Origin of the sequence: Streptacidiphilus rugosus AM-16 (genome assembly GCF_000744655.1) — a bacterium.
Classification (GTDB): domain Bacteria; phylum Actinomycetota; class Actinomycetes; order Streptomycetales; family Streptomycetaceae; genus Streptacidiphilus; species Streptacidiphilus rugosus.
Genome location: NZ_JQMJ01000001.1, coordinates 366,387 through 389,627 on the forward strand (window position 1 = coordinate 366,387; position 23,241 = coordinate 389,627).

At 67.7% G+C, this 23,241-nt stretch carries 19 protein-coding genes and 5 pseudogenes; 9 read left to right on the forward strand and 15 right to left on the reverse strand.

The features are described from left to right. Positions 1-2 precede the first annotated feature (2 nt). The 3 genes from BS83_RS01645 to BS83_RS01655 are packed head-to-tail and all read right to left on the reverse strand — an operon-like array spanning position 3 to position 3,126. Positions 3-1,376, reverse strand: a complete 1,374-nt coding sequence (locus BS83_RS01645; protein WP_051942386.1) for an NADH-ubiquinone oxidoreductase-F iron-sulfur binding region domain-containing protein — start codon at positions 1,374-1,376, stop codon at positions 3-5. After that, positions 1,373-2,152, reverse strand: a complete 780-nt coding sequence (locus BS83_RS01650; protein WP_063774066.1) for a ferric reductase-like transmembrane domain-containing protein — start codon at positions 2,150-2,152, stop codon at positions 1,373-1,375. Before BS83_RS01650 ends, BS83_RS01645 begins: the two co-directional genes overlap by 4 nt. Then, positions 2,149-3,126, reverse strand: a complete 978-nt coding sequence (locus BS83_RS01655; protein ID WP_232247987.1) for an FAD:protein FMN transferase — start codon at positions 3,124-3,126, stop codon at positions 2,149-2,151. The genes BS83_RS01650 and BS83_RS01655 overlap by 4 nt, the downstream gene beginning before the upstream one ends. Before the next feature lie 739 nt (positions 3,127-3,865). On the opposite strand from BS83_RS01655, the gene BS83_RS01660 reads away from it, so the two are divergent. From BS83_RS01660 to BS83_RS47050, 3 genes are all read left to right on the forward strand, one after another. Beyond that, entirely contained in the window at positions 3,866-5,008 is a 1,143-nt protein-coding gene (locus BS83_RS01660; RefSeq protein ID WP_198035090.1) for a DUF5925 domain-containing protein, read from the forward strand. A gap of 323 nt (positions 5,009-5,331) precedes the next feature. Next, positions 5,332-6,648: an ISL3 family transposase gene (locus tag BS83_RS01665; protein ID WP_269664825.1), complete on the forward strand. Its 1,317-nt coding sequence runs from the start codon at positions 5,332-5,334 to the stop codon at positions 6,646-6,648. After that, on the forward strand, positions 6,645-6,896 hold the full coding sequence (locus BS83_RS47050) for a transposase (RefSeq protein WP_037600403.1): 252 nt from the start codon (positions 6,645-6,647) through the stop codon (positions 6,894-6,896). Before BS83_RS01665 ends, BS83_RS47050 begins: the two co-directional genes overlap by 4 nt. Before the next feature lie 7 nt (positions 6,897-6,903). Here the strand turns inward: BS83_RS47050 and BS83_RS43230 are convergent, their stop codons facing one another. Continuing rightward, a complete protein-coding gene (locus BS83_RS43230) occupies positions 6,904-7,698 on the reverse strand; it encodes an MFS transporter (RefSeq protein WP_084713018.1) in 795 nt (264 codons plus the stop codon). 21 nt (positions 7,699-7,719) lie between these two features. Beyond that, positions 7,720-7,923, reverse strand: a complete 204-nt coding sequence (locus BS83_RS01685; RefSeq protein ID WP_037599860.1) for a DUF5999 family protein — start codon at positions 7,921-7,923, stop codon at positions 7,720-7,722. Positions 7,924-8,154: 231 nt separating this feature from the next. Here BS83_RS01685 and BS83_RS41210 point away from each other — a divergent pair, with 231 nt between their 5' ends. Both BS83_RS41210 and BS83_RS43235 read left to right on the forward strand, forming a co-directional pair. Beyond that, a complete protein-coding gene (locus BS83_RS41210; RefSeq protein WP_051942392.1) occupies positions 8,155-8,730 on the forward strand; it encodes an STAS domain-containing protein in 576 nt (191 codons plus the stop codon). Between the two features lie 254 nt (positions 8,731-8,984). After that, complete coding sequence (locus BS83_RS43235) at positions 8,985-9,635, forward strand: transglycosylase SLT domain-containing protein (protein ID WP_198035092.1); 651 nt, start codon at positions 8,985-8,987, stop codon at positions 9,633-9,635. 129 nt (positions 9,636-9,764) lie between these two features. Here the strand turns inward: BS83_RS43235 and BS83_RS48700 are convergent. Beyond that, positions 9,765-10,106, reverse strand: a pseudogene (locus BS83_RS48700) (transposase); the annotation flags it as partial. A 162-nt stretch (positions 10,107-10,268) separates the two neighbouring features. Between BS83_RS48700 and BS83_RS01700 the strand changes: the two are divergent. Then, positions 10,269-11,021 carry an IS5/IS1182 family transposase gene (locus BS83_RS01700; protein ID WP_037600414.1) on the forward strand — a complete coding sequence of 251 codons (753 nt, stop codon included), beginning with the start codon at positions 10,269-10,271 and terminating at the stop codon, positions 11,019-11,021. Positions 11,022-11,171: 150 nt separating this feature from the next. Here the strand turns inward: BS83_RS01700 and BS83_RS01705 are convergent. Further along, positions 11,172-11,940: pseudogene (locus BS83_RS01705) on the reverse strand (transposase family protein). Positions 11,941-12,046: 106 nt separating this feature from the next. Further along, a pseudogene (locus BS83_RS48705) lies at positions 12,047-12,187 on the reverse strand (IS701 family transposase); the annotation flags it as partial. A 19-nt stretch (positions 12,188-12,206) separates the two neighbouring features. Here BS83_RS48705 and BS83_RS01710 point away from each other — a divergent pair. Next, the gene (locus BS83_RS01710) at positions 12,207-12,734 is read left to right on the forward strand and encodes a DDE transposase family protein (protein WP_051942396.1); all 528 of its coding nucleotides are present in this window, start codon (positions 12,207-12,209) and stop codon (positions 12,732-12,734) included. Positions 12,735-12,809: 75 nt separating this feature from the next. On the opposite strand, the gene BS83_RS44890 is transcribed toward BS83_RS01710, so the two are convergent. After that, the gene (locus BS83_RS44890) at positions 12,810-15,416 is read right to left on the reverse strand and encodes a PARP domain-containing protein (protein ID WP_157596741.1); all 2,607 of its coding nucleotides are present in this window, start codon (positions 15,414-15,416) and stop codon (positions 12,810-12,812) included. 772 nt (positions 15,417-16,188) lie between these two features. Here BS83_RS44890 and BS83_RS01720 point away from each other — a divergent pair. Beyond that, the gene (locus BS83_RS01720) at positions 16,189-16,650 is read left to right on the forward strand and encodes a DUF4279 domain-containing protein (RefSeq protein ID WP_037599865.1); all 462 of its coding nucleotides are present in this window, start codon (positions 16,189-16,191) and stop codon (positions 16,648-16,650) included. A 24-nt stretch (positions 16,651-16,674) separates the two neighbouring features. On the opposite strand, the gene BS83_RS49075 is transcribed toward BS83_RS01720, so the two are convergent. From BS83_RS49075 to BS83_RS01740, 4 genes are all read right to left on the reverse strand, one after another. Next, positions 16,675-17,735 (reverse strand): IS630 family transposase gene (locus BS83_RS49075; protein ID WP_456300472.1). Its coding sequence is split into 2 segments (ribosomal slippage): positions 16,675-17,279 and positions 17,279-17,735, totalling 1,062 coding nucleotides; the frame shifts between segments, so codons are not numbered across the junction. A 32-nt stretch (positions 17,736-17,767) separates the two neighbouring features. Then, positions 17,768-18,016, reverse strand: coding sequence for a hypothetical protein (locus BS83_RS44895; RefSeq protein ID WP_157596743.1), 249 nt, complete (start codon positions 18,014-18,016; stop codon positions 17,768-17,770). 30 nt (positions 18,017-18,046) lie between these two features. Then, a complete protein-coding gene (locus BS83_RS01735; RefSeq protein WP_037599871.1) occupies positions 18,047-18,490 on the reverse strand; it encodes a HEAT repeat domain-containing protein in 444 nt (147 codons plus the stop codon). Continuing rightward, positions 18,465-19,169, reverse strand: coding sequence for a hypothetical protein (locus tag BS83_RS01740; protein WP_037599873.1), 705 nt, complete (start codon positions 19,167-19,169; stop codon positions 18,465-18,467). Before BS83_RS01740 ends, BS83_RS01735 begins: the two co-directional genes overlap by 26 nt. Positions 19,170-19,380: 211 nt before the next feature. On the opposite strand from BS83_RS01740, the pseudogene BS83_RS43255 reads away from it, so the two are divergent. After that, a pseudogene (locus BS83_RS43255) lies at positions 19,381-19,816 on the forward strand (transposase family protein); the annotation flags it as partial. Positions 19,817-19,888: 72 nt separating this feature from the next. On the opposite strand, the pseudogene BS83_RS01745 reads toward BS83_RS43255, so the two are convergent. Then, positions 19,889-20,440: pseudogene (locus BS83_RS01745) on the reverse strand (transposase); the annotation flags it as partial. 121 nt (positions 20,441-20,561) lie between these two features. Further along, positions 20,562-22,730 (reverse strand): family 43 glycosylhydrolase, encoded by a 2,169-nt coding sequence (locus tag BS83_RS01755; RefSeq protein ID WP_051942401.1) that lies wholly within the window; start codon positions 22,728-22,730, stop codon positions 20,562-20,564. Between the last annotated feature and the right edge of the window lie 511 nt (positions 22,731-23,241).

Here is a 23,241-nt window from a genome sequence, read left to right on the forward strand (position 1 = left end):
GGTCACCGCCATCCGTCGTCGGCCGGGATCGGCGCGCGCGGCACGCGCAGTATGCGGGGTCGGTCCGGCCCGGCGGCGGGGCAGGACCGGCGCCGAAGGTGGTGCTCCACATCGGCGGCGAACACCCGCAGGGCGCTGGCGGCCAGCCGGGAGGCACCGTCGGGATGATGGCAGGAGCCCCGGCCCGCGAGCAGAGCGATGCGCTCTCCCAACCGGCCGAATTCCTGCGGGTCGCACCCGCCGACGGCCAGATCGGTGAAGTCCGCGGAGACGGCAGGCAGCCCGAACTGGCAGGGGCCGCACTGCTGGGCGCTGCTGCGCGCCAGGAAGTGCAGCACGGCCGCCGTCTCCCGAAGGCCGCAGGACGTAGACGGCAGCGCCACCAGAACGCCCGCGCCCGGCGACGCGCCCAGCGGCGCCAGGGCGTCCCTGGTGAAAGGGGTACGCGCGGCCAGATCCGCGGGCAGCCAGGTGCCGAAGTAACCGCCGACCAACACGGCCTGGACCGGGCCGGTGACTCCGCCGGCACGCGCGAACAGCTCGCCGATCGTGTCACCGCCCATCGCCTCGTAGACGCCGGGCATGGCCACCGCGCCACCGAGCGTGGTCAGCAGCGTGCCCGGCGCGTCGGGGCTCCCCGTGCCGCGGAACCAGTCCGGGCCGTAGCGCGCGATCAAGGCGATGTGGGCCAGGGTCTCCACATTGTCGACCAACGTCGGGCGCCCGCCGACGCCCTTCTCGAACGGCCGCGGAGGCGTGGTCAAGGGCCGGGCCAGGCCTCCGTTGAGCCAGTTGACCAGGGCGGTCTCCTCGCTGGAGACGTAGTGGTGTGGCAACTCGTGGATCTGGACCGGCAGCGGGTCCAGCCCCCGCCCGGCGCGCTCAGCGACCGCGCGGCGCACCGCCCGTACGGCCTCGGACACCCCGCCGCGCGACCGGGACCGGGGAAGGCACAGGTGCGCGGCCGTCGCCCCGACGGCCTCAGCGGCCAGGGCAAGGCCGTCCAGCACGAGGTGGGGTGCCAGCCGCAGCAACGTCTTGTCCTTGGCGCTGGCCGGTTCGCTCTCCATGGCGTTGGCAACGACCACGGCCCGTCCGCGCCGCTCGGCCACCGCGCGCAGCTTGCGTCCCGTGGGGAAGCCCGCACCGCCACGTCCGGTCAGCCCAGCAGCCTCCACAGCGGTGACCACCGGCGCCGCCGTGCCCCGGCGCACGCGCCCGGCCAGCGGAGCCGGTCCGTAGCGCGCGAGGTGCTGCTCCAGATCGGCGGGCCCGCCCGTGACGAGCCAGCCGGCCAGCAGCTGCGTCCTGTACGGTCCGCTCCCGTCGCCGCGCAGCGTGGTGGTGGTGGCGGTGGTGCCGGCCGGCCCGCTCACTCGGTGCCCCCCTGCACGGTGCCCCCTTGCACGGTGCCCCCTTGCACGGTGCCGCTTTGCCCGGTGCTTTCCTGCCCAGCCTGCGGGCGCACACCGACCGCGGGAGCGCCGGCGCGATGCGACCAGCCCGCCTGCAGCGGGCCCGCCGCCACGAACAGCGACACCGCCACCGGGACCACCACCGTGGCGGCCACCAGCCCCAGCCGAACGACCACCGCGCCCGGCCCGGCGCGCGCGATGCGCCACCAACAGGCGACGAGCACGACAGCAAGGCACACCGCATACAGACCCAGCTGCCAGCGCGTCCGGATGTCCGTCCCGGTGCCGGCGGCGTGCAGCAGCGCGACCGGCCAGGCCCCGTAGGCCAGCCAGTGCACCGCCTTCCAGCGGCGCCGCCCCAGCCGCAACCGGATCGCGCTGGTGGCCGCCACGGCCAGCAGCACATCGAAGGCGATCGTGCCCAGACCCAGCCACAGGGTCCGGTAACCGGCGCTGAAGGGCACCACCGCGATCAGCCAGCCCAGGTGGACGAAGGTGTCCGCGATCGCTGTCACGATGTGCACGGCCAGGAACACCAGCGTCAGCAACGACAGGTTGCGGTGGAGTGCGCCGATCTCGAAGCGGGTAACCGAGCGTGGTTCGTGACGTCCCGCCACGACCACTCCCAGCGCCACCACCGCGGTGAGCAGTACCAGCGCGACGGTTCCCGCGGCCCTCGTGGCGAACCACAGCGGGCTGGGCGCTGCTGACGCCAGAACGAGACGACCTGCTGTCATGACACCCCGCCTTTCACGCCGTCCGTACCGGCCGCGCCCGCGTCGTCGGCGGGCCAGCCGCCGACCGTGTGCACCGTGCCGTCGAGTGCCACAAGGCGCGCCGGAAGCCCCACTTGGCCGAGCATGCCAAGGGCGTCGTGCCCCAGGACCACCGCAGCCGTGGCAGCGGTGTTGGCGTCGACACACGAGGCCGCGGCGACGCTGACGGTCCGCCAGCAAGGAGCCGGGTTGTCGCCGGTCCGCGGGTCCACGATGTGGTGCATACGTCGTCCGGACCGATTCCAGGCCCGCACGGCCACGCCGGAGGTCGCCAGCGCCCCCGAGCGTACGGCCACGGTCGGCGCCCCTGGCGTGGGGCGGCGGTGGTCGTCCGAGAGAGCTACCCGCCAGCCCCCTGCCGGAGCCGGCCCCGCCGCCGCAAGATCGCCGCCCAGGTTCACCAGCACCCCGCAACCCATCGCATCCGCCAGAGCCCCCGCGCAACGGTCGGCCGCCCAGGCCTTCGCCGTCGCGCCGAGATCGAGTCTCACCTCCGGCGGAACCCGCAGGCTCCGCTCGGCCGGATCCCAGGCCACCACGCCGATCCCCGGCGCGGCAGCGGGAACCACCGGGCCGATCCCTCCAAGCTCCTCAGGACGCAGGGCGGCGAAGCTCCGGTCGTACCCCAGCCGGCGCACGGCCTGGCCCACCGTCGGATCGACCAGCCCGTGGCTGATCCGCGCGGCGTGCCAGGCGGCGTCGAGGGCGCCACCCAGTAGCGGGCTCACGACCACCGCACGTCCGTGACCGCTCTGTGCGCGCGAGAGCTCGGAGTCGGAGCGGAAACGACTGCACGCGGCATCGATCGCCGCCAGTTCACGGCGCAGTCTGCGCAGCGCGCCCGCCAACGCCCCAGGGACGGTGACCAGCAGTTGGGCCGTGGTCCCAAAAACCGGGAAGTCGGCCGTGGCGGGCATGTCGTGGAGGACGTTCACGACCCACCGGTCCGGGTGTGGGAGGGCTGCGGGACCGGTGTGGACGCCACCGGGCTGGGAGCCGCGGTGGGGGGCCGGTAGGAACTCGCCCGAGGGCTAGGAGGGGTGGGCACCGTGCCACTGGTGGGCGCCGTCGTCGCGACTCCGCTGGTGCGGGAGGCGCCGGGGCGGCCCCGGAGGGCCGTGTGCGGTGACAGGGCCAGGGCCTGCCGCGTTGCTCCACCCGAAGGGCCAGGCGCGGGCGGTGAGGTGACACTCGGCGAGGTGACAGGTGGCGAGGCAGGGCCGGCCGACGGCACGGCGACGGCGGCCCGTACGGAAGCGGACTGCGCGGAAGCACCCGCCGAGCCGGGCTGCGCATGGGCATACGCGGCGGCCAGAGCCACCGACGCGGGGACGGTGCTGATGGTGATCCAGGCGGTCGCCACGCCGACCCGTCGAAGTGACCGGTCCCGTTTCCGCCGTGCGACCCGCCTTACCGCCGATGTCCTGGCCCCTCTGCCCGACACTTCACTCCCTTTCCACGCGCGAGGTGGAACCCAGCCTGCACCGACACCGCCGTGAAGTGGCTGCGAAGAACGTGAAGAGAGACATAAGGCTGCCCGTACAGGCAGCAGCCCGAAGCAATCCTTCCCGCCCGGGTGCCTGTCCGGACCGGGGCTGCCACAGTGGGGCGACAACAATCGGGGCAGGCGGTTCTCCAGGCCGCGCGGACGGCCGATCCGGAGGAACTTGCCCCATGTCGTCGTATCCCAGGCCTCGCACCGGCTCGTCATATCCCCAGGCCCGCACGGCAGCATCGTCCCGGCCGCAGCAGTACCTTGACGGCTACACCTCCATCGAACGAGCGATAAGCTGCCTCGCGCTGACACCGTTCATCGAGGGCGCCCAGCGCTATTCCCGCAGTGCGCAGATCGACTGCGTTCGCGAACCCGGACAGCCGGACCCCGACGACCCGCGCGTGCTGCGCCGCCACACCAACGCAGCCCACGACGTGACCCTTCTGGCCGGTGCTGGCTGGACCGCCGTGTACCGGCGCAACCTGCAGTCCGCGGCCACCACCCAGGCCGAGGTCGAGGTGACCGCCGAGACCCCCGCGACGGCGGAGCGGGTGGTAGCGGAGTTCATCGCCACCTACGCCAAGACCACCGAGGGGGACCCGGAAGTGGTCCCGATGGGCTTCTGGCACCACCCGGGACAGGGCAAGGCGGTGCGCGTCGTGCGCGACACGCGGGTGCCCCCCTGGACGGAGATCCGCGAGAACTACCCGGCCGCCGCCCGCAGGCGCATGGACACGTTGGCAGGGGTGGAGTCGCAGTCCATGAGCGGATCGATCGTGCTCATGCACGGGCCTCCCGGCACCGGCAAGACCACGGCGCTGCGCTCCCTGGCCCACTCCTGGAGGCAGTGGTGCACCTTCGAATACATCCTGGACCCGGAGAACCTCTTCGCCTCCCCGGGGTACTTGATGGACGCCGCCATCCCACAGAACCTCAAGGGCTCCCCGTGGCGGGCCCTGATCATGGAGGACTGTGACGAGCTGCTGCGCAGCGACGCCAAGCGCTCCCAGGGGCAGAACCTGGCCCGCCTGCTGAACCTCAGCGACGGGATCCTGGGTCAGGGCGGTCAGACGCTCCTCATCCTGACCACCAACGAGGACATGCACCGGCTCCACCCCGCCGTTACCCGCCCCGGCCGCTGCCTCGCCCAGATCGAGGTCGGGCAGCTGAGCCGGGAAGAGGTGCGCCAGTGGCGCAACGGTGCCGCCGCTGACCTCCCAGGGCCTGCCACGCTCGCCGAACTGTACGCCCACACAGCCGAGATGACGCGGCTCCTCAACCCTGCCACCCCGCTTGGCGACTTCACCGGCGCCTATCTTTGACAGGTCAACGCTGACAGTGGGTTCGACAAGCTGATCGCCAAGGCCGCGGACTACCAGGCCAGCATGCAAAGGGTCACGGCGGTGAAGGTTCTGCAGATGGACATCGGCGCGCGTGGCAGCAGAACCTCCAGAAGGCGAAGGCTGGGCTGGGCCAAGCACGTTCAGTTGATAACACTCACGGTTGCAAGATCGCCGTCCCCTTGGGGAAGCGTGACCACGAGGGTGGGGAATTACGGGGCCGGTGTCGGCGGTGTCTGCCATCGTGTCGCCGGTGTACTTCGCGGAGTTTCGAGGCACTTGTTCCTCATCTGTCCGGTGTTGTGGTGGAGTTGGTCGAGCGATCGGCGGGTGGGATCACGGGGCACGCTCGTGTCCGTGCGGCCGATGCGCCGTGTTCGCGTTGTCGGAGCACCTCGGGGCGAGTGCACGGCCGCTACCTGCGACGCCTGTCGGATGCGGCGGTCAGCGGCACGCGGGTGGTCATCGAGCTGCTGGTACGCCGGTTCCGTTGCCTCAACGCCGCCTGTCCCGCGGTGACGTTCGCCGAGCAGGTCGCCGGGCTGACCAGCCCGCACGCCCGCTACACCCCGTTGATGCGCGGGACACTCTCCTCGATCGCCCTGACGCTGGCGGGGCGAGCGGGCAGCCGGCTCGCCCATGCGCTGGGGACCCCGGCGGCAAAGGACACGCTGTTGCGCCTGCTCAGAGCGTTCCCGGAGGAGCCAGTCGGCCAGGTCCGGGTGCTCGGCGTCGACGATTTCGCCCTGCGGAAGGGCGACTCGTACGCCACGGTCCTGGTCGACCTGGAGCGTCGGCGGCCCGTCGACGTCCTGCCGGGACGCGACGCGGAGCCGCTGGCCGCCTGGCTCCTGGACCACCCCGAGGTGGAGATCATCTGCCGCGACCGGGCCGGAGCCTACGCGGAGGGCGCCCACAGCGGCGCACCGCAGGCGGTGCAGGTCGCCGATGCCTGGCACCTGTGGAAGAACGTCGGCGAGGCGGTCGAGAAGACCGTCGCCGCCCACTACACCTGTGTGCGCGCCGCGTACGAGAAGCCACCCGCCCCCGAAGCCGCCACCGCGCCCACCGGCGACGACAGTCCTCTCGTCGCGTCGATCGGAACGCTGGACGTCTGCGGCCGCGAGCGCCGCCTGGTGGTCCGCACCCGGGAACGGTTCACCCTGGTCCAGGACCTGCTGCGCGAGGGAGCTTCACTCGAGACGATCTGCCGGCAACTCCGACTGGACCGCTCGACCGTCCGCCGCTTCGCCCCCGCGACGAACATCGACGAGCTCCTGGTCAAGGCGGTGAACCGGTCCACGATCCTGGACGCTTACCGGCCCCATCTCCACCAGCGGTGGAACCAGGGCTGCCACGACACCGCCGAACTGCACCGGGAGATCACCGCTCTCGGCTTCTCCGGGAGCGTCCAGACCGTCCGCCGTTACCTGCGCAACCTCACGCCGTCAGCGCCAACCCAAGTGCCCGTACCCGCGCCCCGGCCCCGCCATGTCGTCCGATGGATCATGACCAACCCGGGCAATCTCACCGACGAGGACAGCCTCTCGCTGAAGAAGATCCGCGCCGGCTGTCCCGACTCGACGCGGCCACCAACCACGTCCGCGATTTCGCCGAGATGATGCGCGACCTGCGCGGCGACCAGCTGCCCCACTGGATGGACCGCGTCGAACACGATCCCCTGCCCGCGTTCCACTCCCTGGTCAACGGCCTGCGCCGGGACCAGGACGCCGTCGTCGCCGGACTGTCCAGCCCCTGGAGCTCGGGCCAGGTCGAGGGACAGAACACGAGAGTGAAGCTCCTCAAGCGCGCCGGATACGGCCGCGCCAACTTCGACCTCCTACGCAAGCGCATCCTGCACCGGACCTGAGCCCCGATCACAAGATCAGCGACAGAGCCGAATTACCTGCCGCGAAACCGGCTACTGCTGAGGAAAACGCTGACCGTTCACACCGGGTTCTGTATGACCGGGCCCCCGACCCGTGACGGCAGCCGCCGCAGCCGCAGGGCTGATTCAAAGTCCTGGTGATCTTGCGTCTGGGCTGGTCACGGGATGTTGAGGAGGTCGAGCGGGCGGGTGAAAGGCTCGTGGGAGACGTGGTGGAGGCCGGCGGCGATGCTGGCGTGGCCGTGGTCTCGGAGGGTGTGGATCGCGAGGTTGCGCAGGGTGACCATGTTCTCCGGGCCGTGGCCAGGCCGGCCGCGGCCTTGACTTGCCCGGGGTGGACCAGTTCGGCCAGGAATGCCTGTCGGCCGGGAGTGTGCACGGCCGTGACGAGTCCTGTGAGCAGGGCCAGGGTGTCGATCTGCCACACCCGTGTCCCGCCGCCGAGGGTGAGTGCCGCCAGGGCTGCCGCGAGGAGGGCCAAAAGTGTCTGCGTCCCCATCAGCAGCGTCCGCTTGGGGAGGCGGTCCGCGAGCGCGCCGCTCGGGAGGGCGATCAGCAGCAGCGGCAGGGACTGCGCCAGCACCGTGATCCCGACGGCCAGGGTGCTGCCGGTCAGGGTGAGGATCAGCCAGTTCTGGGCGACCAGTTGCATCCAGGTGCCGGTGTTGGACCGCAGCTGTCCGAGGAAGTAGCGGCGGTAGTTGCGCACGCGGAGCACAGCGAAGGCCCACGGACGGCCGGGTCTGCTCTCGCGTGCGGGTCCGGTGTGGCTCGGTCGGACCACCTGGGTGGCTTGAACGTTGCGCTACCGGGCGCCGCTGCCCGACAGGGCCAGCCGGCAGGGCGGCGCCACGGTCTTGCCGTCGGGCAGAATCTCGCCGTAGTCGTCAAAGGTGACCACGCCGTTGCACAGCAGGCTCCAGCCCTGGTCGGGGTGGAGAGCGATCACCTGCGCGGCGTCGTGGTCAGGGGCGTCCGCAGCGGGACATGTGGGTGAGTGTTGGCACATCTGCGGGACTTCCTTCGGATGAATGAATGACCTCTCAGGGCACGGTGCCTCTGCGGCGACGGGTTGTGTGGGGCGAAGAGGCGGGCGAAAGGGCAGGGATAGGCACCTCCTGTCGCCGGGGTGGGTATCGGGCGCCCCGCGCCCGGTGTGCCCTGGCGTGCCTGTGAGCGAGAATCATGTTCTTTGACAATAGTTGCCTAGGCAAATACAAAGAGGGCTCCACCTGGACCGATGGAGATCGACTTGTGTACTGGCTCCTCCCGCTCTGACCACGACCACCGGCTCCTTTCCCCTGCGGGCGTCGGCACCGTCTTCTGCATGGACGCCCGCTGCCCGGTCCTGCACGTGTCCGGGGAACTCGACCTCGCCAGCGCTCCGTTGTTCCTCCTGGCGGTCGATGCGGCCCTGGGCGCGGCCCCTCAGGCGCACGCGCTGGTCCTGGACCTGGAAAAGCTGAGCTTCTGCGACGCGTCCGGGATCGGTGCCCTGATCCGGGCGCGACGCGCGGCCGAAGCCGCCGGGGTGTCCCTCCATATCACCCGGCCCACCAGGCGGATGGAGCGGCTGCTCTCCCTGTGTCGGCTGCGCGCGGCGCTGCCGCTCCATCCGACCCACGATGCGCCGGACGCCTGCCACATAGCATTGCGTGCGGTGCAGCCCACGGTGGAACCCGGAAGGATCCCGGCCTCGAGGCCTCCGCTCTCCCGGCCGGCCCCGCCATGTGGGGGAGGGGCAAGCGATGGGGCAGCGGCGCAGGGCCTGACGGGAATCCGACTGGCCGGCGCCGGAAGCGAACCTGGCAGCTGACTCCTGTTCACATCCGTTGCCATATCCTCGGCTTGGCCAATTCACCGGAGCGCGGTCAGCCGTGCGCGCCTGCACCCGGCGTAGTCGGACCAGCACATTCCGTTGTTTGAGGTCGCCGGACACATCTGCGTACCGTCCGGGCGAACAGGCCGATGACCCGGGTGCGGAGCAACCGCGCGTTGACTGCGCGCACGAGCGCGGAGGGAAAGAGCGGTGCTTCTCGGGTCGGAGACGCGCAGCAGCGGAGGAACCGTATGCCCCTGGGGAGCGGACGAACGAAGGAAAAGACGACCGCCGTCACGACAGCACGTGACTTTTCGCGGCGGCGTCGGCGCCGACTGGAGCGCCGCTGCGCTGTCGCGGCTTTCTACCTCTTCTTCGCCGTGCCGATTTCGACGGCCGCACAAGCCTTCGCTGCCACCATCATTCCGTCCCCCGCGGTGCCCAGGACGGTCTCAGTCGAACTGTCGCATGCCGGCGTGAAGCACCCGCCGACAAGCCGCCCTTCCATCAAACAACCGACCCGGAAGGCCACGCACACGCGGTCGCCCGCCGCCCATGCCGTCGTCGCCTATCCCGACGACCTGCACGGCTGGATCGCCCACGCCAGCGCGATCCTGGCCCGTCACGGCGACTCCGTTCCCCCGGCCGCGGCGGTCGAAGCCCGCGCGATGACGGAGTCCTCGGGCAATCCGCTGGCGGAGAACCACTGGGATGCGAACCAAGCCCTCTACGGCGGCACTTATGGGTTGATGCAGCTCATTCCCCCTACTTTCGCCGAGTGGTGCCTGCCCGGCCACAAGAACATCTTGAACCCCGTCGACTCGATCATCGCCTCCGTCCGCTATGCCAACAGCCGCTACGGCTCTTTCACCGTGATCGCCTACGGCAAGCAGGGTTACTGAGCGTCGTGTCGGCGCCCGTCCGGTGGTGGGGGACGGACCGCGACCGTACTCGACGAGCCGGGCCCGCCCAGGCGCTGCGCGGCGGGGGCCCCGGGCCACGGCGTCATGCCGGACCGCACACGGCGAACTGACCTCCCGCTGGTCGCGGCTGACGGCGTAGTGCAGCAGGTCTCCGGCCCGCGTGCCCTCGGAGCGCCCAGCCGCAGCTTGCCTGCGACCCCAGTGACCGGCAGGTCGACGGGCACACCCAGTACGTAGCGCACCCGCTTGCTCGTGGAGGAAGGCACGCAGGTGTGGGTCGCGCCCGTAGCCGGAGTCCGCTGCCACGAAGGAGAAGGGCACCTGCGTGGCGAGGGCGTCGGCGAGCATCGTCCCTGCCAGGGCGGGCTTGGCGGCGAAGGTGACAGAGGGCGGAATCCTGGCCTCGGCCCGGCGCTCGGCGTCGAACGCCGACGACTCGGGCAGGTACAGGCGCCGGTCGAGGCTCTAGTAGGGCTTGGTCAGGGAGCCTTTTCAGAGTGGGCACCGATCGGGTGATGTCCCACGTGGCCGCTGACCATCAGAGAACGCCCGGGGCCCTCGGGGTGTTGAGAGAGGTGCTTGAAGTCTCAACTCATCACCCAGAAGGCCTCGGTGGTCAGATATCCTGCCGCACTCGACCTGCCCCATGCGCTGGTCGAGTGGGTCACCATGCTGATTGTCACCCGTGAGGGTGACCGCCGGTGCAAGCTCCGCCCGTCCCAGCGCGCCCTGATCGCGCTGGTGTACCTGCGCAAACACGACACCCTGGCCCAGCTCGCGGCCGGCTTCGGGATCAGCGTCGGCACCGCCCACGCCTACGTGCATGCGGTCACCGACCTCCTTGCCCGCAGAGCGCCCGGCCTGACCCAAGCCCTGCGCGAGGAGAGCAGCGAGTACGTGCTCGTCGACGGCACCCTCGCGCCGTGCGACCGGGTCGGCGACGGCCGCGCCGACTACAGCGGCAAACATCGCCGCCACGGCGTGAACCTGCAGGTCATCACCGGTCCCGGCGGCAACCTGCTCTGGGTCTCCCGCCCGCTGCCGGGCCGCACCCACGACCTCACCGCCGCCAGGCGTCACCGCGTCATCGCCACCTGCGCACGGCTGCGGATCCCTGCCCTCGCCGACCTGGCCTACACCGGAGCGGGCCCGGGTGTCGCCGTCCCGGTGGTCCGCCGCCGACCCAAGCAGGAGCTCACCGCGAAGCAGAAGTCGCTGAACAAGGCCCACGCCCGGCTGCGCTGCCCGGTCGAACGCGGCGTCGGCACCGTCAAACGCCGGCGAATCTTCCGCCATGCACGCTGCAGCCCAGGCTGGCTCCAGTCAGCGGCCAAGGCCGTCCTCACTCTCGAGAGGCAACGCTGAAAAGGCTCAGGTTTGTATGGGTGTGGGGATGTCGCGGTGGCAGGTGGGGCAGGCGCCGGCCCAGGTGGCGAGGAGTAACTGCAGCTCGCGGGCGACTTGGTAGAGGCTCAGGCCGGCGCCGCGTCTTTTGGGGCGGTGGTCAGAGCGTTTTCAGCGTTGCCTCTCCAGGGTGAGCACCGCCTTGGCTGCTGACGCGAGTCGGCTGGGGCTGCAGCGGGCATGGCGGAAGATTCGCCAGCGCTTGAGGGTCGCGACGCCTCGTTCGACCGGGCAGCGGAGCCGGGCGTGGCCCTTGTTCAGCGACTTCTGCTTCGCGGTGAGCTCCTGCTTGGGTCGGCGGCGGACCGGGACGGCGACACCCGGGCCCGCTCCGGTGTAGGCCAGGTCGGCGAGGGCAGGGATCCGCAGCCGTGCGCAGGTGGCGATGACGCGGTGACGCCTGGCGGCGGTGAGGTCGTGGGTGCGGCCCGGCAGCGGGCGGGAGACCCAGAGCAGGTTGCCGCCGGGACCGGTGATGACCTGCAGGTTCACGCCGTGGCGGCGGTGTTTTCCGCTGTAGTCGGCGCGGCCGTCGCCGACCCGGTCGCGCGGTGCGAGGGTGCCGTCGACCAGCACGTACTCCTCATTGGCCTCGCGTAGTGCCCGGGTCAGACCCGGCGCCCGGTGGGCGAGGAGGTCGGTGACCTGATGCACGTAGGCGTGGGCGGTGCCGACGCTGATCCCGAAGCCGGCCGCGAGCTGGGCCAGGGTGTCGTGTTTGCGCAGGTACACCAGCGCGATCAGGGCTCGCTGGGACGGGCGGAGCTTGCACCGGCGGTGACCCTCACGGGTGACAATCAGCATGGGTGACCCACTCGACGATCGCATGGGGCAGGTCGAGTGCGGCAGGATATGTGACCGACGAGGCCCTCTGGGTGATGAGTTGAGACTTCAAGCACCTCTCTCAACACCCCGAGGACCTCGGGCGTTCTCCTGCGGTCAGCGGTGCCGGGAGACATCACCCGATCGGTGCCCACTCTGAAAAGGCTCAGTCTGCGCAGGGTGCAGAAGGCGTGGGCGAGGGAGACCAGGGTGACGTGGTGGTGCCAGCCGTTGAATGTGCGGCCCTGGAAGTGGGCCAGGCCCAGGGCCTGTTTCATCTCGCGGTAGTCGTGCTCGATCTGCCAGGAGAAGAAGGCCCATCACGTGCTCGTGGTCAAGGCCAACCTGCCCGCTGTGCACCGCACGCTGCGGCAACCGCCCTGGAGGGAGGTCGCCGCCCGGCACCACCGGCGCGGCACCGGGCATGGTCGCCGCGAGACCCGGGTGACCCGCATGCTCACCGTCACCGACCTCGGCCCGGACCTCCCCCGCGCCGTCCAGGCCGCGAAGATCACCCGCCACCGCGCCGACCTCAAGACCGGGAAGCGAACCCGGCAGACCCTCTACGCGCTCACCGACCTGCCCCACCAGCAGGCCTCACCGCAGCGGATCGGAGAGCTGGCCCGTTCGCAACGGACCACCGAGAACCGGCTCCACGTCGTCCGCGACACCGCCTTCGGCGAGGACGCCTCCAAGATCCGCACCGGCCACGGCCCCGAGAACATGGCCACCCTGCGCAACCTCGCGATCCACACCCTCCGAGACCACGGCCACGCCGGCATCGCCGCCGGCCTCCACCACATCTCCCACGAGCCCTTCACCCGCCCGCTCGACCTCCTCAACATCCCGTGACCAGCCCAGACGCAAGATCACCAGGACTTTGAATCAGCCCCGGCTCCACGCAGCGACAGTTGCAACAAACTCCGACTATTCATCGTCGCTGTATTCTGTTTCCTCCCCATTCTCATCCCGTAGCCTCGGCCTCATCCTAGTGTCGTAAGATACATACGGTGCATCTTCTTCGTCCGTCTCAAGTAGCGCGCTTGGATCATTACTGGGCGCTTCGTCCAGTTGACTTTGGTCGACAATCCCATCCGCCTTGAGTGCAACGAGTCGAGGTGCATTGAGTGGTCCACTGCTCGCATTCACATGCCATGGGCTCGAGATTGTCCTACCCACAAGAAGCGGCTCGGCTCCGCCGTCAGGCCAATCGATCCAGCTCTCATTATGCGGATGGCCATCAAGGAACGAACGCCATTTTTGCTCACGGATCCTCTGCACCTTCATATCGCTCCAGCCGCGCACTCGACGTATGCGCGCGAGCCGCGCCTCAAGGCTCTCTCTATACTTCGTGAACTCAATACGGAAGGTATAGAAATGCTGTTCATCCTGGCCCGCATCTCGGATCCCCTCCGCGCCTTCACTTTTTACCGCGGCAGTCAAGCTATTCTTCCGCCGCATATCTGCAATGCTGGCTTCACTCGGAACCGATAGATACTGTGCGCCTGTCAGGGTTACCTTTTGAGTCGCATTCCCCTGGAGGTCGAATGCGCCCTGCAATGTAATAAGTGGAGACTTGCCAGACTTTTCCCCGGTCATGTCGTATCCGAGCTCTTGAAGCGCTTTCACGGAGTTCTTCATGGACTTTTCGTCGGGTTTGTAATGGCCGCTTTTGTTATTCAACTCCATAATGGCACCCCGCTCACCGATCGTGATCTCTCCAGCACCTGTAACATTTCGTCCCGCCACCGGCGTGCTGTGGTGTGCCACCTTGATGTACCAGTCGTCTATCTCGCCCCGCTCCATCGCCTCCTTCAAGGATTGCATCTTCTGCCACTGGTCATCAAATGCTACAAATTCAGACTCAACGGTAACAACATCGCCTTTCACTATCGTTATTTCCGCAACTTGCTCATTGAACAAAAAGAATGTCTCCGGGGCAGAATTAGAAACAACCCATCCGTATTTGCCTTTCGGATAGGGCCTTCTTCCCGCCGCCTGCATATCCTTGAAGACAGTCTGCTCGACCGCACCGTTCGCCGACGGCTCGACCATCATCAGCTGATAGTTACTTTCGTCCAAATATAGGTGGGCAAATCTTCCTGTAATTGCCGCATCTTTCCAATATCCTTTTCCCCTGTCGGTTCCGGGGACTTTGTATTCACCCCGGAATTGTTTGCCCATCGGGACGCCGGAACCGAAGCTTCCCTGCTCGGATGCGGTTTTCGGGTCCGGCGTCTGCTGGAGAAGGTTCTTTGCCTTGCGACCCCGCTTATGGCTGACTTCGTTGATGGAGGCCGCCGTTTCATGGGCCATCCGAGCCTTCTCTTTGCGCTCGGCACTGAATTTCGAGCTCTTCGGGTGGGCAGGATGCTCCGCCCCAGGAATTTTGGCAGCAAGTTTTAGAGATTTTGGATCGAAAGCGACAAAGTGCCCGTAAATTTCCTTAGTGGTCATTGAAACATGAGCTACATAGAGGGCTCCAAACCCATGATCCCTCGCCCAGCCATTCCACCATTCCGAAGAATTCGCCCCTGTGGGAAATTCTCCATTTTTTGGGTAAACTGCTCGGAACTTGTTCTCGCCGGCTGCTACGGCTTGGATGACGAGAATCGGTTTTGTATCGTCGTACTTCGCAAGCACGATTGGCCCCAGTCCGTCGGCGTTTCCCCCGGAGCCATGTCCGGATCCCTCGATTCGACTTGCGTACGCCTCCGTCGTTGCAATATCGTCTGCCAAGTAGACTCCGCGACCGTCCGCCCCCCAGCTCGATGGCCTGATACCATCGGCCATAATAGCTTCAGCGGAGTCTGGCCTGGTCCCATGGTAGTAAGGCTGAATCAAAAGATTCTGACTAACGGCCCATTCAACCTGCTCCGAAATAATTTCGGCGTCGTAGGAATACTTCCACATGCCGCTGACCGGGTCCTGTTCCACGCCAATCAGTAGATTGGCGCTCCCAAACTTCAACTCTGCAAGTCTCAACAATTCGCTGCCTGAATTCTGAAACTCCAGATATGGGTGACTTGTGGGAGGATCATTCTGTACGGCCAGCATACGGCCTACCGAATTTTGCAATGACTGCACGGTATCAATGAGTGCTGGCACGTACTCGCACGCCGATTCAACTATTTCACGGATCTCAGCAGCAGCCGGGTGCTCCCTTCCTTCACCCGGCTGGCCCATGGCAATAAATTCTGGATATTTCTTGAGATTGTCGACCAGAGAAATGCAGGATTTAGAAAATGAGCCCCAGGATTCCTGCACATCGTACAGGTACCTACCAAGGGTCGTCAAAGCCCACTCCAGCTGGTCCGCATTCGTGGCGTAGTCCTGCAGCTCATAGAGGAATTTCAGCAAGCTCCATTCTATGCTTTCCTGGTCATTTCCTTCCAGTCCACTTCCAGTAAAACTGACCCGCCATTTAAACAGTTGTGATTTACTGAAGGCAGTGACATTTCCTGCTATGGCTCTGGCGACAGGTGTGTTCTCCGTCTCGGACACGCCATCCGCAGTGGTCTCAAGTCCCTTCATGGCATTCCTGAGGACCAAGAGACAATCCCACTGAAAGAAGAGCATTTCGCACTCATCTCGTATCTCTGAGGACTCCATCATCGCCGCCTTATCCGGTCATTCTCTGCTGAACCACAAACTGGTCCTCTGTCAGACCCATCCATGATCGTCCCGACCCTCCGGGATGAAATGACCTCCTGGACTACCCTTAGGGGCTGGTTCTCTGACCCGACCGGCGCCTACTCTGAAAATGCTTACTGCCCGCAGCCAGATCTCGTCGCCGAGGTGCTGGGCGCCAGGAACAGGCCGAAGACGCCGACGGACGGCCCGTGTGCCGCAATCGGCACACCCCGGACCAGGAGGCCGCTGGCCGGGGCATTGCTGTGCCGGCGCTGCTCGAAGATGTGGTCGTGTTCGTTCGCCTAAGGGCTGTCCCGCAATGATCAAGGAGTCCGTCGATCTGCCCGGCTGCAGGTTGGCACGGGGGCCCCTGGGGACGGTTGAATGCCCTGGTGATGGACTGGGCGCAGGCGGTCGATGCCCACGGGGCGACTGAGCGAGTCCCCGCGCTCCTGGATCAGGTGGCGCGCGAGGAAACGTCGGAGGCCTGGGAAGAGCTTTGGGACCGTCTCTGCCTGCACGGTGAGACGGTCTCCCCGGCGAGCTTCACCGCTCTTCCACGCTTGGCAACTGAACTTGAACTCGTGATGTCGGCTGCGTCGGTCGCCGCCCCGCGCCTGAGACCTGCGGAAATGGGTTCGCGTCCCGTCGGCTGTCCTGCGATCGTGATGACGTGCCAGAGGACCTGAGGAAGCAGCTGGCCGCGCCGGTCACGAAGTGGTCGGCCGGGGCGATCCGGATCACGAGCCGCACGGTCACTGCTGGCGAGATCTCGTGTCACCTGGGGATCACGGCGGACCAGCAGTTCGAGCGGGACAGCCTGATGAGTCCCCGCAATCCGGCCAGTGCTCGACGGGAGACCAGCGTCTGGATCAGGCGAAGCGGCCTGCCTAATGACAGCGACCTCGCGGACCATGTGCGAGTGCTGGTCGCACTCGTTGACGGGCGTCGCGAGGAGTTGGCGAGCCTGTCCGTCGACTGCGACCTGGAGCTGTGTCTGGGCTTCGGCAGCGAGAACGGTCAAGGAGGCTGTGTCCTGCCGGCACGCCTGCTCACGGAGGTCGGTGCACTCGGACTGGACATCGTGCTTGACCTGTATCCGCCCGAATCAGCCGCGACTGTCGTTTGCCCGTGAAGATGGGAAGGCCGTCTTGGGTGGTCAGGCGAGTGTGAGTCCGGTTCCGGTGAGGCAGCCGTCAACGAGGTCCGGGCGGTACTGGATCTTCTTGAGGCGGCGCTTCACGGCTCGGGTGATCTGGCTGAGGTCGGCCGCGGCGAGGTTGCCGATGCCGCGCTTGACCAGCGACCAGACGCCCTCCTGCGGGTTGAGGTCTGGGGCGTAGGTGGGCAGCTGGAACACCGTGAGCCACTCGGCGTTCGCGGCGATGAACTCCCGCATGCCAGCTGTCAGGTGCAGACGCACGTTGTCCCAGACCAGCACGATCGGGCCGCCGAGCTGGATGCGGGCTCGGACGATCAGGTCGCGGAAGTCGCGCCAGCCGAAGCCTTTCGGCGTGTCCTTGCGGCCGCGGTACTCGCGGATCGCGTAGATCAGCCGGGACCGCTCGCCCGGCTTGTAACAGGTCATGCCCGCCATCGAGACGCGCCCGGAGCCACGGCCTCTCACCCTCACGACCGGGGTCTGGCCGATCCGGCCCCAGGTCCTGGCGCGCGGCGGAGTCATCGACTGCCCGGCCTCGTCCTCAAAGACGATCCAGGCCCCGCGCTCCGCCGCGGTGCTCTTACCCGCGGCCAGGTCTCCTTCTTCCACACCTCGACCGCATCGTCATCGCGTTCGATCGCGCGCCTGGTGGGCTGCTGCCAACTCCAGCCGTGCCGCTTCAGCAGCCGCCAGGTGCCCTCGACCGTATAGGAGACATGGAAGAGCCGGCCGATCAGCGTCTTGATCCGTGCGAGCGTCCACCGCTGGTCCGCCCATCCGTGGGCCAGTGGACCACGCTCCAACTCACGCTCTAGCCTGGCTATCTGGGCTTCGCTGAGTCGAGGCCTTCCCCGTGACCCCTTCGACAGGACCCCGGCTTCGCCGCCCTCACGCCAGGCCCGGCGCCACCGCTCGACCGACCGCACGCTGATCCGCAGGGCAGCGGCAACCTCCGCGTTCTTCTGCCCAGCCTCGAAACGCTCCACGGCCTGGAGCCGTAACCGCTCCCGCGTAGTTCTCTCGGCGTCGGTCAGCCCGCCGCCCTGCGCGTACCTCACACCCCAGGGCTACCGGTGCCGGTCTGCAGCTGTCAGGTGAACGGCACCGACATCACCCAATCAAGTTCAGAAGCCTGGCTCCCGCAAGTGCCCAGGCGCTTGAACTGGCCGGCGCCATCGTGCGGGGCACCATGCAGCATCGGGACGGCGAGGCTCTGCTTGCGGGTTGCCCGGATGCGATCGTCCAGCTGCGGGAACTCGTGGACAGGCAGATTCGGACCAGCCCTGCCGACTACCACCGGATCTTCGGCGATCTGCTCGCCCTCGAAGGGCAGTACCACTGGAGCGCCGCCCTGGGGACTGAGAAATAGTCAAGACTTGTGGGTGGGGCCTTCCGACGCGGTGATCTCGGCTGCTGCGAGCCGCGCATCTTCGCGCACCTGTGGGTTGGGGTGGTGGAGGAACGGCTCGATCAGCGACCGGGCCCGCGGGTCGTGGGTGGCGCCGAGGATGTAGAGGGCGTGTTCGAGGAGCGCGGGCTCCATTGTCGGCATGGCGGTCGCCAGCGGTTCGACGAGGTCCAGGGGCAGGCGGTGGTGGTTGAAGGCCTCGCTGATGGAGTTCAGGGCGGACTCGCGGACCTTGGTCTCCGGTTCGTTGAAGGCCAGGCTGATCAGGCGTCCGACGACCAGGTGGGCGGTGTCCGTGTCGAGCGCGGTGTCGCGCAGGAGGTCCCCGAGGGTGTCGGCTGCGGCATCCCGACGGTTCGGATCGCGGTCGGTCAGCGCTTCAAGCGCCGTGATCATGTCGCTCATGCTGCCACCTCGGACCGCTCGACCAGGACGCCGTTCTCGAAGCGTGCGCCGACGCGGACCAGGGACACGTGGGAGCGCGATCGGACCCGCGGCCTGCGGGGCCCACCCAGGGCCGGTGGCCCCGTCGCGTCGTGTCGTCAGCTCCCCGCAGGTGTGCGATGTCGCCCAGATCCCAGTCGCGGATGGCCGAGTAGTTGCCGTAGTCCCCGATGGCGATGGTCACCTCCGCTCCGCAGTGCGGGCAGGACACGGTGTAGAAGTCGTCGGTGAAGTCCCCCAGGGCGGCGCTCCAGTGGTACTGCCCTTCGAGGGCGAGCAGATCGCCGAAGATCCGGTTGTAGTCGGCAGGGCTGGTTTGAAGCTGCCTGTCCACGAGTTCCCGCAGCTGGGCGATCGCATCCGGGCAACCCGCAAGCAGAGCCTCGCCGTCCCGATGTTGCATGGTGCCCCGCACGATGGCGCCGGCCAGTTCAAGCGCCGGGGCACTTGCGGGAGCCAGGCTTGCCAGCGTGGGAAGAGCGGTGAAGCTCGCCGGGGAGACCGTCTCACCGTGCAGGCAGAGACGGTCCCAAAGCTCTTCCCAGGCCTCCGACGTTTCCTCGCGCGCCACCTGATCCAGGAGCGCGGGGACTCGCTCAGTCGCCCCGTGGGCATCGACCGCCTGCGCCCAGTCCATCACCAGGGCATTCAACCGTCCCCAGGGGCCCCCGTGCCAACCTGCAGCCGGGCAGATCGACGGACTCCTTGATCATTGCGGGACAGCCCTTAGGCGGACGAACACGACGTCACTCCCGTAAACGGAGATCGTCGGCTCGGCGCCGGGCACAAGCGCCGTCCACCCCGAACGCTCGTTGGTGTCGTTGATGTAGACCCCGCCGGTCCTCCAGCAGGCCGTTCAGGCGGCCACCAGCAAGGCGTTCGTCATCCTGGACGGCACCTTGCTGCCCATCGACCGCGTCGCCGCCGACCGCCTCTACTACTCGGGCAAGCACAAGAAGCACGGCATGAACGTGCAGGTACTCACCGATCCGTTCGGACGCCTGCTGTGGGCCTCTCCCGCCCTGCCCGGCGCGGTTCACGACATCAAGGCCGCCCGCACCCACGGCATCATCGACGCCCTCACCGCCGCCGGCGTCCGCTGCTGGGCCGACAAGGGCTACCAGGGCGCCCGCGGCACGGTCCGCGTCCCCTACCGAGGCCGCTGGGCCAAGCTCTCCGCCGGTCAGAAGGCCGTCAACCTCTCCCACGCGAAGATCCGCGCGGTAGGCGAGCAGGCCATGGCCACACTCAAGGGCTGGCGGCTCCTGCGCCAAGCTCCGCTGCAGCCCCCGGCCGCATCACCGCGGTGTTCGCTCCGGCGTTGCCCGGCCGCAGGATGCCGGCGAGGGCCTCGCCGGTGTTGTCGAGGAAGCACAGCAGCGGGTGGTAGCCGAAGCCGCGTTTGTAGGTCGCGGCGGCCTGTTCCTTCTCGGAGTGGCAGGTGACCCGGGTCGCGTCGATGTCCAGGACCAGACCCGGCAGTTCACGCCCTCCCGCTTGTGAGCCGGGTATGGGGTGTCCGGTCTCGTCGACTTGCAGCCAGGCGACCTCGCGGGCGGTGGCCCTGGCTGCCCGCAGCGTGTTCAGGGCTGTTTCGTCGATGCCGGCCAGCACGCGCCAGGCGGTCGGGGTGGACGCGACGGTGCCGAACACGTCGGCCTGGTCGCGCAGCACGGCCAGGTCGGCGATCGCTTCGCCGCCGTCGGCGAGCATGACCGCGAGGTCCACCGCGACGCGGCCGGGGTCGTGTCCGGTCCCGCGCGGTCGCAGCCGGTGCAGGGCCTCGCTGAAGGCGCTGGTCAGCGTGGTGGCGTCGGCAAGATCCGCGAGCAGACGCGAGCCGGCGTGGCTGACCACCCCGTTCCCGTCGGCGCTGACGACGAGCTTGGGGCGAGACCGGGTAGTGTGCACGCAGAAAGTGCCTTCCCGCTGGAACGACTGGGACCTTAGACAAGCCTCATCGTTGCAGCTCAGAAGGCACTTTCGCTTTTCCGATCATGATCCGGACGCGACCCCAGATGAAACGCGCAGGCTAACCCAACCGTGGCGGTCCGATGTAGCAGGCCTTGACGGTTCCGTAGGCGGGGTCGATGTCGTCGAAGCTCGCGAGATCGCAGGCCACTGGTCCCGAGCGGGTCGTGAACGTGTAGTCGCCGTCGGCGCCGTATGCGAGGCTCTGGACGCCGGTGAAGGTGCAGACTCCGCTCTCAGCGGGCGCGCACAGCGTGTACCCGGGCGGCGCGCCTGCCACGAGAGGCTGTACGAAGCAGGCTTTGACGGTACCGACGGCGGGATCGCCACCGAACGTGCTCGAACTGCACGTCACCGGCCCGGAAAGGGTCTTGGAGAGGAAATTTCCGCCTGCGCCGAAGGAGACCTGCTGCGTACCGTTGAAGTTGCAGCCCGCGCCGTTGGGGGAGCCGGGGCCCTGTTCCACGGCACACATCACATCTCCCGCCGGTCCGAGCGCATGGACGTAGCAGGCCTTGATCACGCCGGGGGAGGGGTCGCTGCCGAACGTCGTGGGGTTGCAGGCCACCGGCCCGGCCACGGTCGTGGAGACGTAGCTGCCGCCTGCGCCGAAGGAGACCTGCTGCGTGCCGGAGAAGTTGCAGTAGCCGCCCTCCGAACCGCAGAACGTTGCACCTGCCGGGCCCACGGCTGTCCAGAACTTGAGGCTTCGGTTGCTCTCCGTGGTGTACGTGGTCCCACCGTTGGTGCTGTAGGCCTCGCCGCCTCCGGCATACGGTGCGGCGTCGGAGTAGGCGAAGCCGTAGCATCCGGTGGTCGTCGCCGAGCGGAGTACGACGGCGTACGAGTGGCCCTGGCTGACGGCCGCATTGGGCTGGACCGTGATTGCGCGGGGCGACCAGCCCAGGGTGCCGGCGTCGGCGGCCCACATGGAGGCAAGTGTCCGGTTCGCGCCCACGTCCAGCAGATCCAGTACCAGGGGTGCGTTGGGAGGGCCGGTCATGGGCAGCGTGCCGCCGGTGGCGCTGCGTTGATTGCGCTGGAACACGGTCAGGCTGAGCCGGTCCAGGATCCCGGATCGGCCGGCGACGAAGGTCTGCTCGCGTTGTGCGGTGCCTTGGCGGATGTCGCACCAGGTGTGGAAGCCTGCGTCGCTGCTGGTCTGGTCGACGCCTCCCGGTGTTGCTGACTGGTTGCCGGGGGAGCCGGACGGCAGAGCGACGGTCGCCTCCGCCGCACAGGTGAACGGCTTGATGGCGGGTGGGTCGGTGGTGTCGTCGAACTGCAGTGGGGCCCAGTAGTAGTTCGCCAATGCCTGGTTCGGTTCCAGGGCGCCCGTGGCGCTCGCGTGCCACAGGTCGCTGCCGAAGAGGTAGGTGGTACTGGGCGCATACGTGGCGGCAGTGGTTCCCTCGGTGAGTGGGAAGACGAAGGACGGCTGGCCGCCGCAGGAGTCGGCGTTGATCGCTGTGTAGGTGGACCAGGGGCCGAGTGGGCTGGGCGCCGTCGCATAAAGGGTGGGTGTTCCCGCGCAGTAGGGGCAGGTCGGGCCCATGACGGAGTAGTAGGTGGCGCCGCGCAGGAACAGGGATGGCGCCTCGGTGCCGTAGGGCGGGTAGGACGCCGCGTCGGTCCTCGGTATGTCGGCATACTGCCCGGTTCCGCCGGTGTACTGGCTGTTCAGTTTCTCGATCCGTTGTTCGTGGCTGTTCGTCGACTGGGTGATGACCGTGTAGGCGAGATAGGCGGTCCGGTCGGAGTCCACGAAGAGTCCTTCGTCTCCTCCGCTCTGACCGGTCGTCATGGTCAAGGTGGTGTCACCGGCGGCGACGAAGGGTCCGGTCGGCGTCGAACTGAGATACACCCGGTAACCTGAACCGACGTTGGCCCACATGACGTACTTCGCCGTGCTGATGTTGTAGATGACGTGCGGGCGGAAGCAGACAGTGCAGGCCGAGCCGGACACGGCGTAGCCGCGGTCGGTCCAGTGCGCCAGGTCGGGGGACGAGTAGACCTTGAAGCCGCAGAACTTCGTGTTGAGCTGGTAGCCGCAGTCGTAGCTGGTTCCGTAGAGGTAGTACGTGCCGTTGAACAGGGCTGTCGTGCCGTCGTGCGCGTCGACGGCGTTTCCCGCCGTGTCGTATCGCGTCACGGCGTGCCCTGCGGGGTCGAGGTTGACCCACGTGGTGGAGGTGCCGGCGGCTGCGGACCGGTGCGCGGGACTGATCATGAAACCTGCGGCAAGGAGAACGGTCAGGAGCGCCCGCAGGACTACGTGGGCCGTGGCGGCAGCGGGTCCGCGCCTTCTCGGTGCTGACCCGCTTGACGATGATTTCTCGTGCACGGGATCCCTTCCCTTGCGGTGGTCCTGTAGGGCGGTCGGTCGACGTGCGTCGTGCTGGACGGCGGAAAGAGATGGATTGGTTCACCGTGAAACGGGCTGATGCCAGACGTCGGTGGTCCGGATGGACATGATGCCGTTGGGAAACGTGGCGTCAAGACCACGTTCTGTCCAATCGGTCTCCTGCACGCCGTGGTTGACGTGGTCATCCGCTGTTCACCCACCGGCTGTGCCTGGTCCGGACGAGTCTGGTGGGGGCGGCTGAGATTGCCTGTGCCCTGCTGATTGACGGGGCCCAGACGCGCCCTTAAATTGCCTTCGCAACCTCTGATATGAATCGTTTCAATCTACGAACGGGTGGGCGACTCGGCATTCAGTCACGCGCTCACCACACCCGGCT

What these genes read in the sequence shown, in the direction of transcription:
- BS83_RS47050 (WP_037600403.1), top strand. Translation starts at nt 6,645, where the DNA reads ATGATGCGCGACCTGCGCGGCGACCAGCTGCCCCACTGGATGGACCGC.
- BS83_RS01735 (WP_037599871.1), bottom strand. Translation starts at nt 18,490, where the DNA reads ATGAGCGACATGATCACGGCGCTTGAAGCGCTGACCGACCGCGATCCG.
- BS83_RS43235 (WP_198035092.1), top strand. Translation starts at nt 8,985, where the DNA reads ATGCCCCTGGGGAGCGGACGAACGAAGGAAAAGACGACCGCCGTCACG.
- BS83_RS01685 (WP_037599860.1), bottom strand. Translation starts at nt 7,923, where the DNA reads ATGTGCCAACACTCACCCACATGTCCCGCTGCGGACGCCCCTGACCAC.
- BS83_RS01755 (WP_051942401.1), bottom strand. Translation starts at nt 22,730, where the DNA reads ATGATCAGTCCCGCGCACCGGTCCGCAGCCGCCGGCACCTCCACCACG.
- BS83_RS41210 (WP_051942392.1), top strand. Translation starts at nt 8,155, where the DNA reads ATGGAGATCGACTTGTGTACTGGCTCCTCCCGCTCTGACCACGACCAC.
- BS83_RS01650 (WP_063774066.1), bottom strand. Translation starts at nt 2,152, where the DNA reads ATGACAGCAGGTCGTCTCGTTCTGGCGTCAGCAGCGCCCAGCCCGCTG.
- BS83_RS01660 (WP_198035090.1), top strand. Translation starts at nt 3,866, where the DNA reads ATGTCGTCGTATCCCAGGCCTCGCACCGGCTCGTCATATCCCCAGGCC.
- BS83_RS44890 (WP_157596741.1), bottom strand. Translation starts at nt 15,416, where the DNA reads ATGAAGGGACTTGAGACCACTGCGGATGGCGTGTCCGAGACGGAGAAC.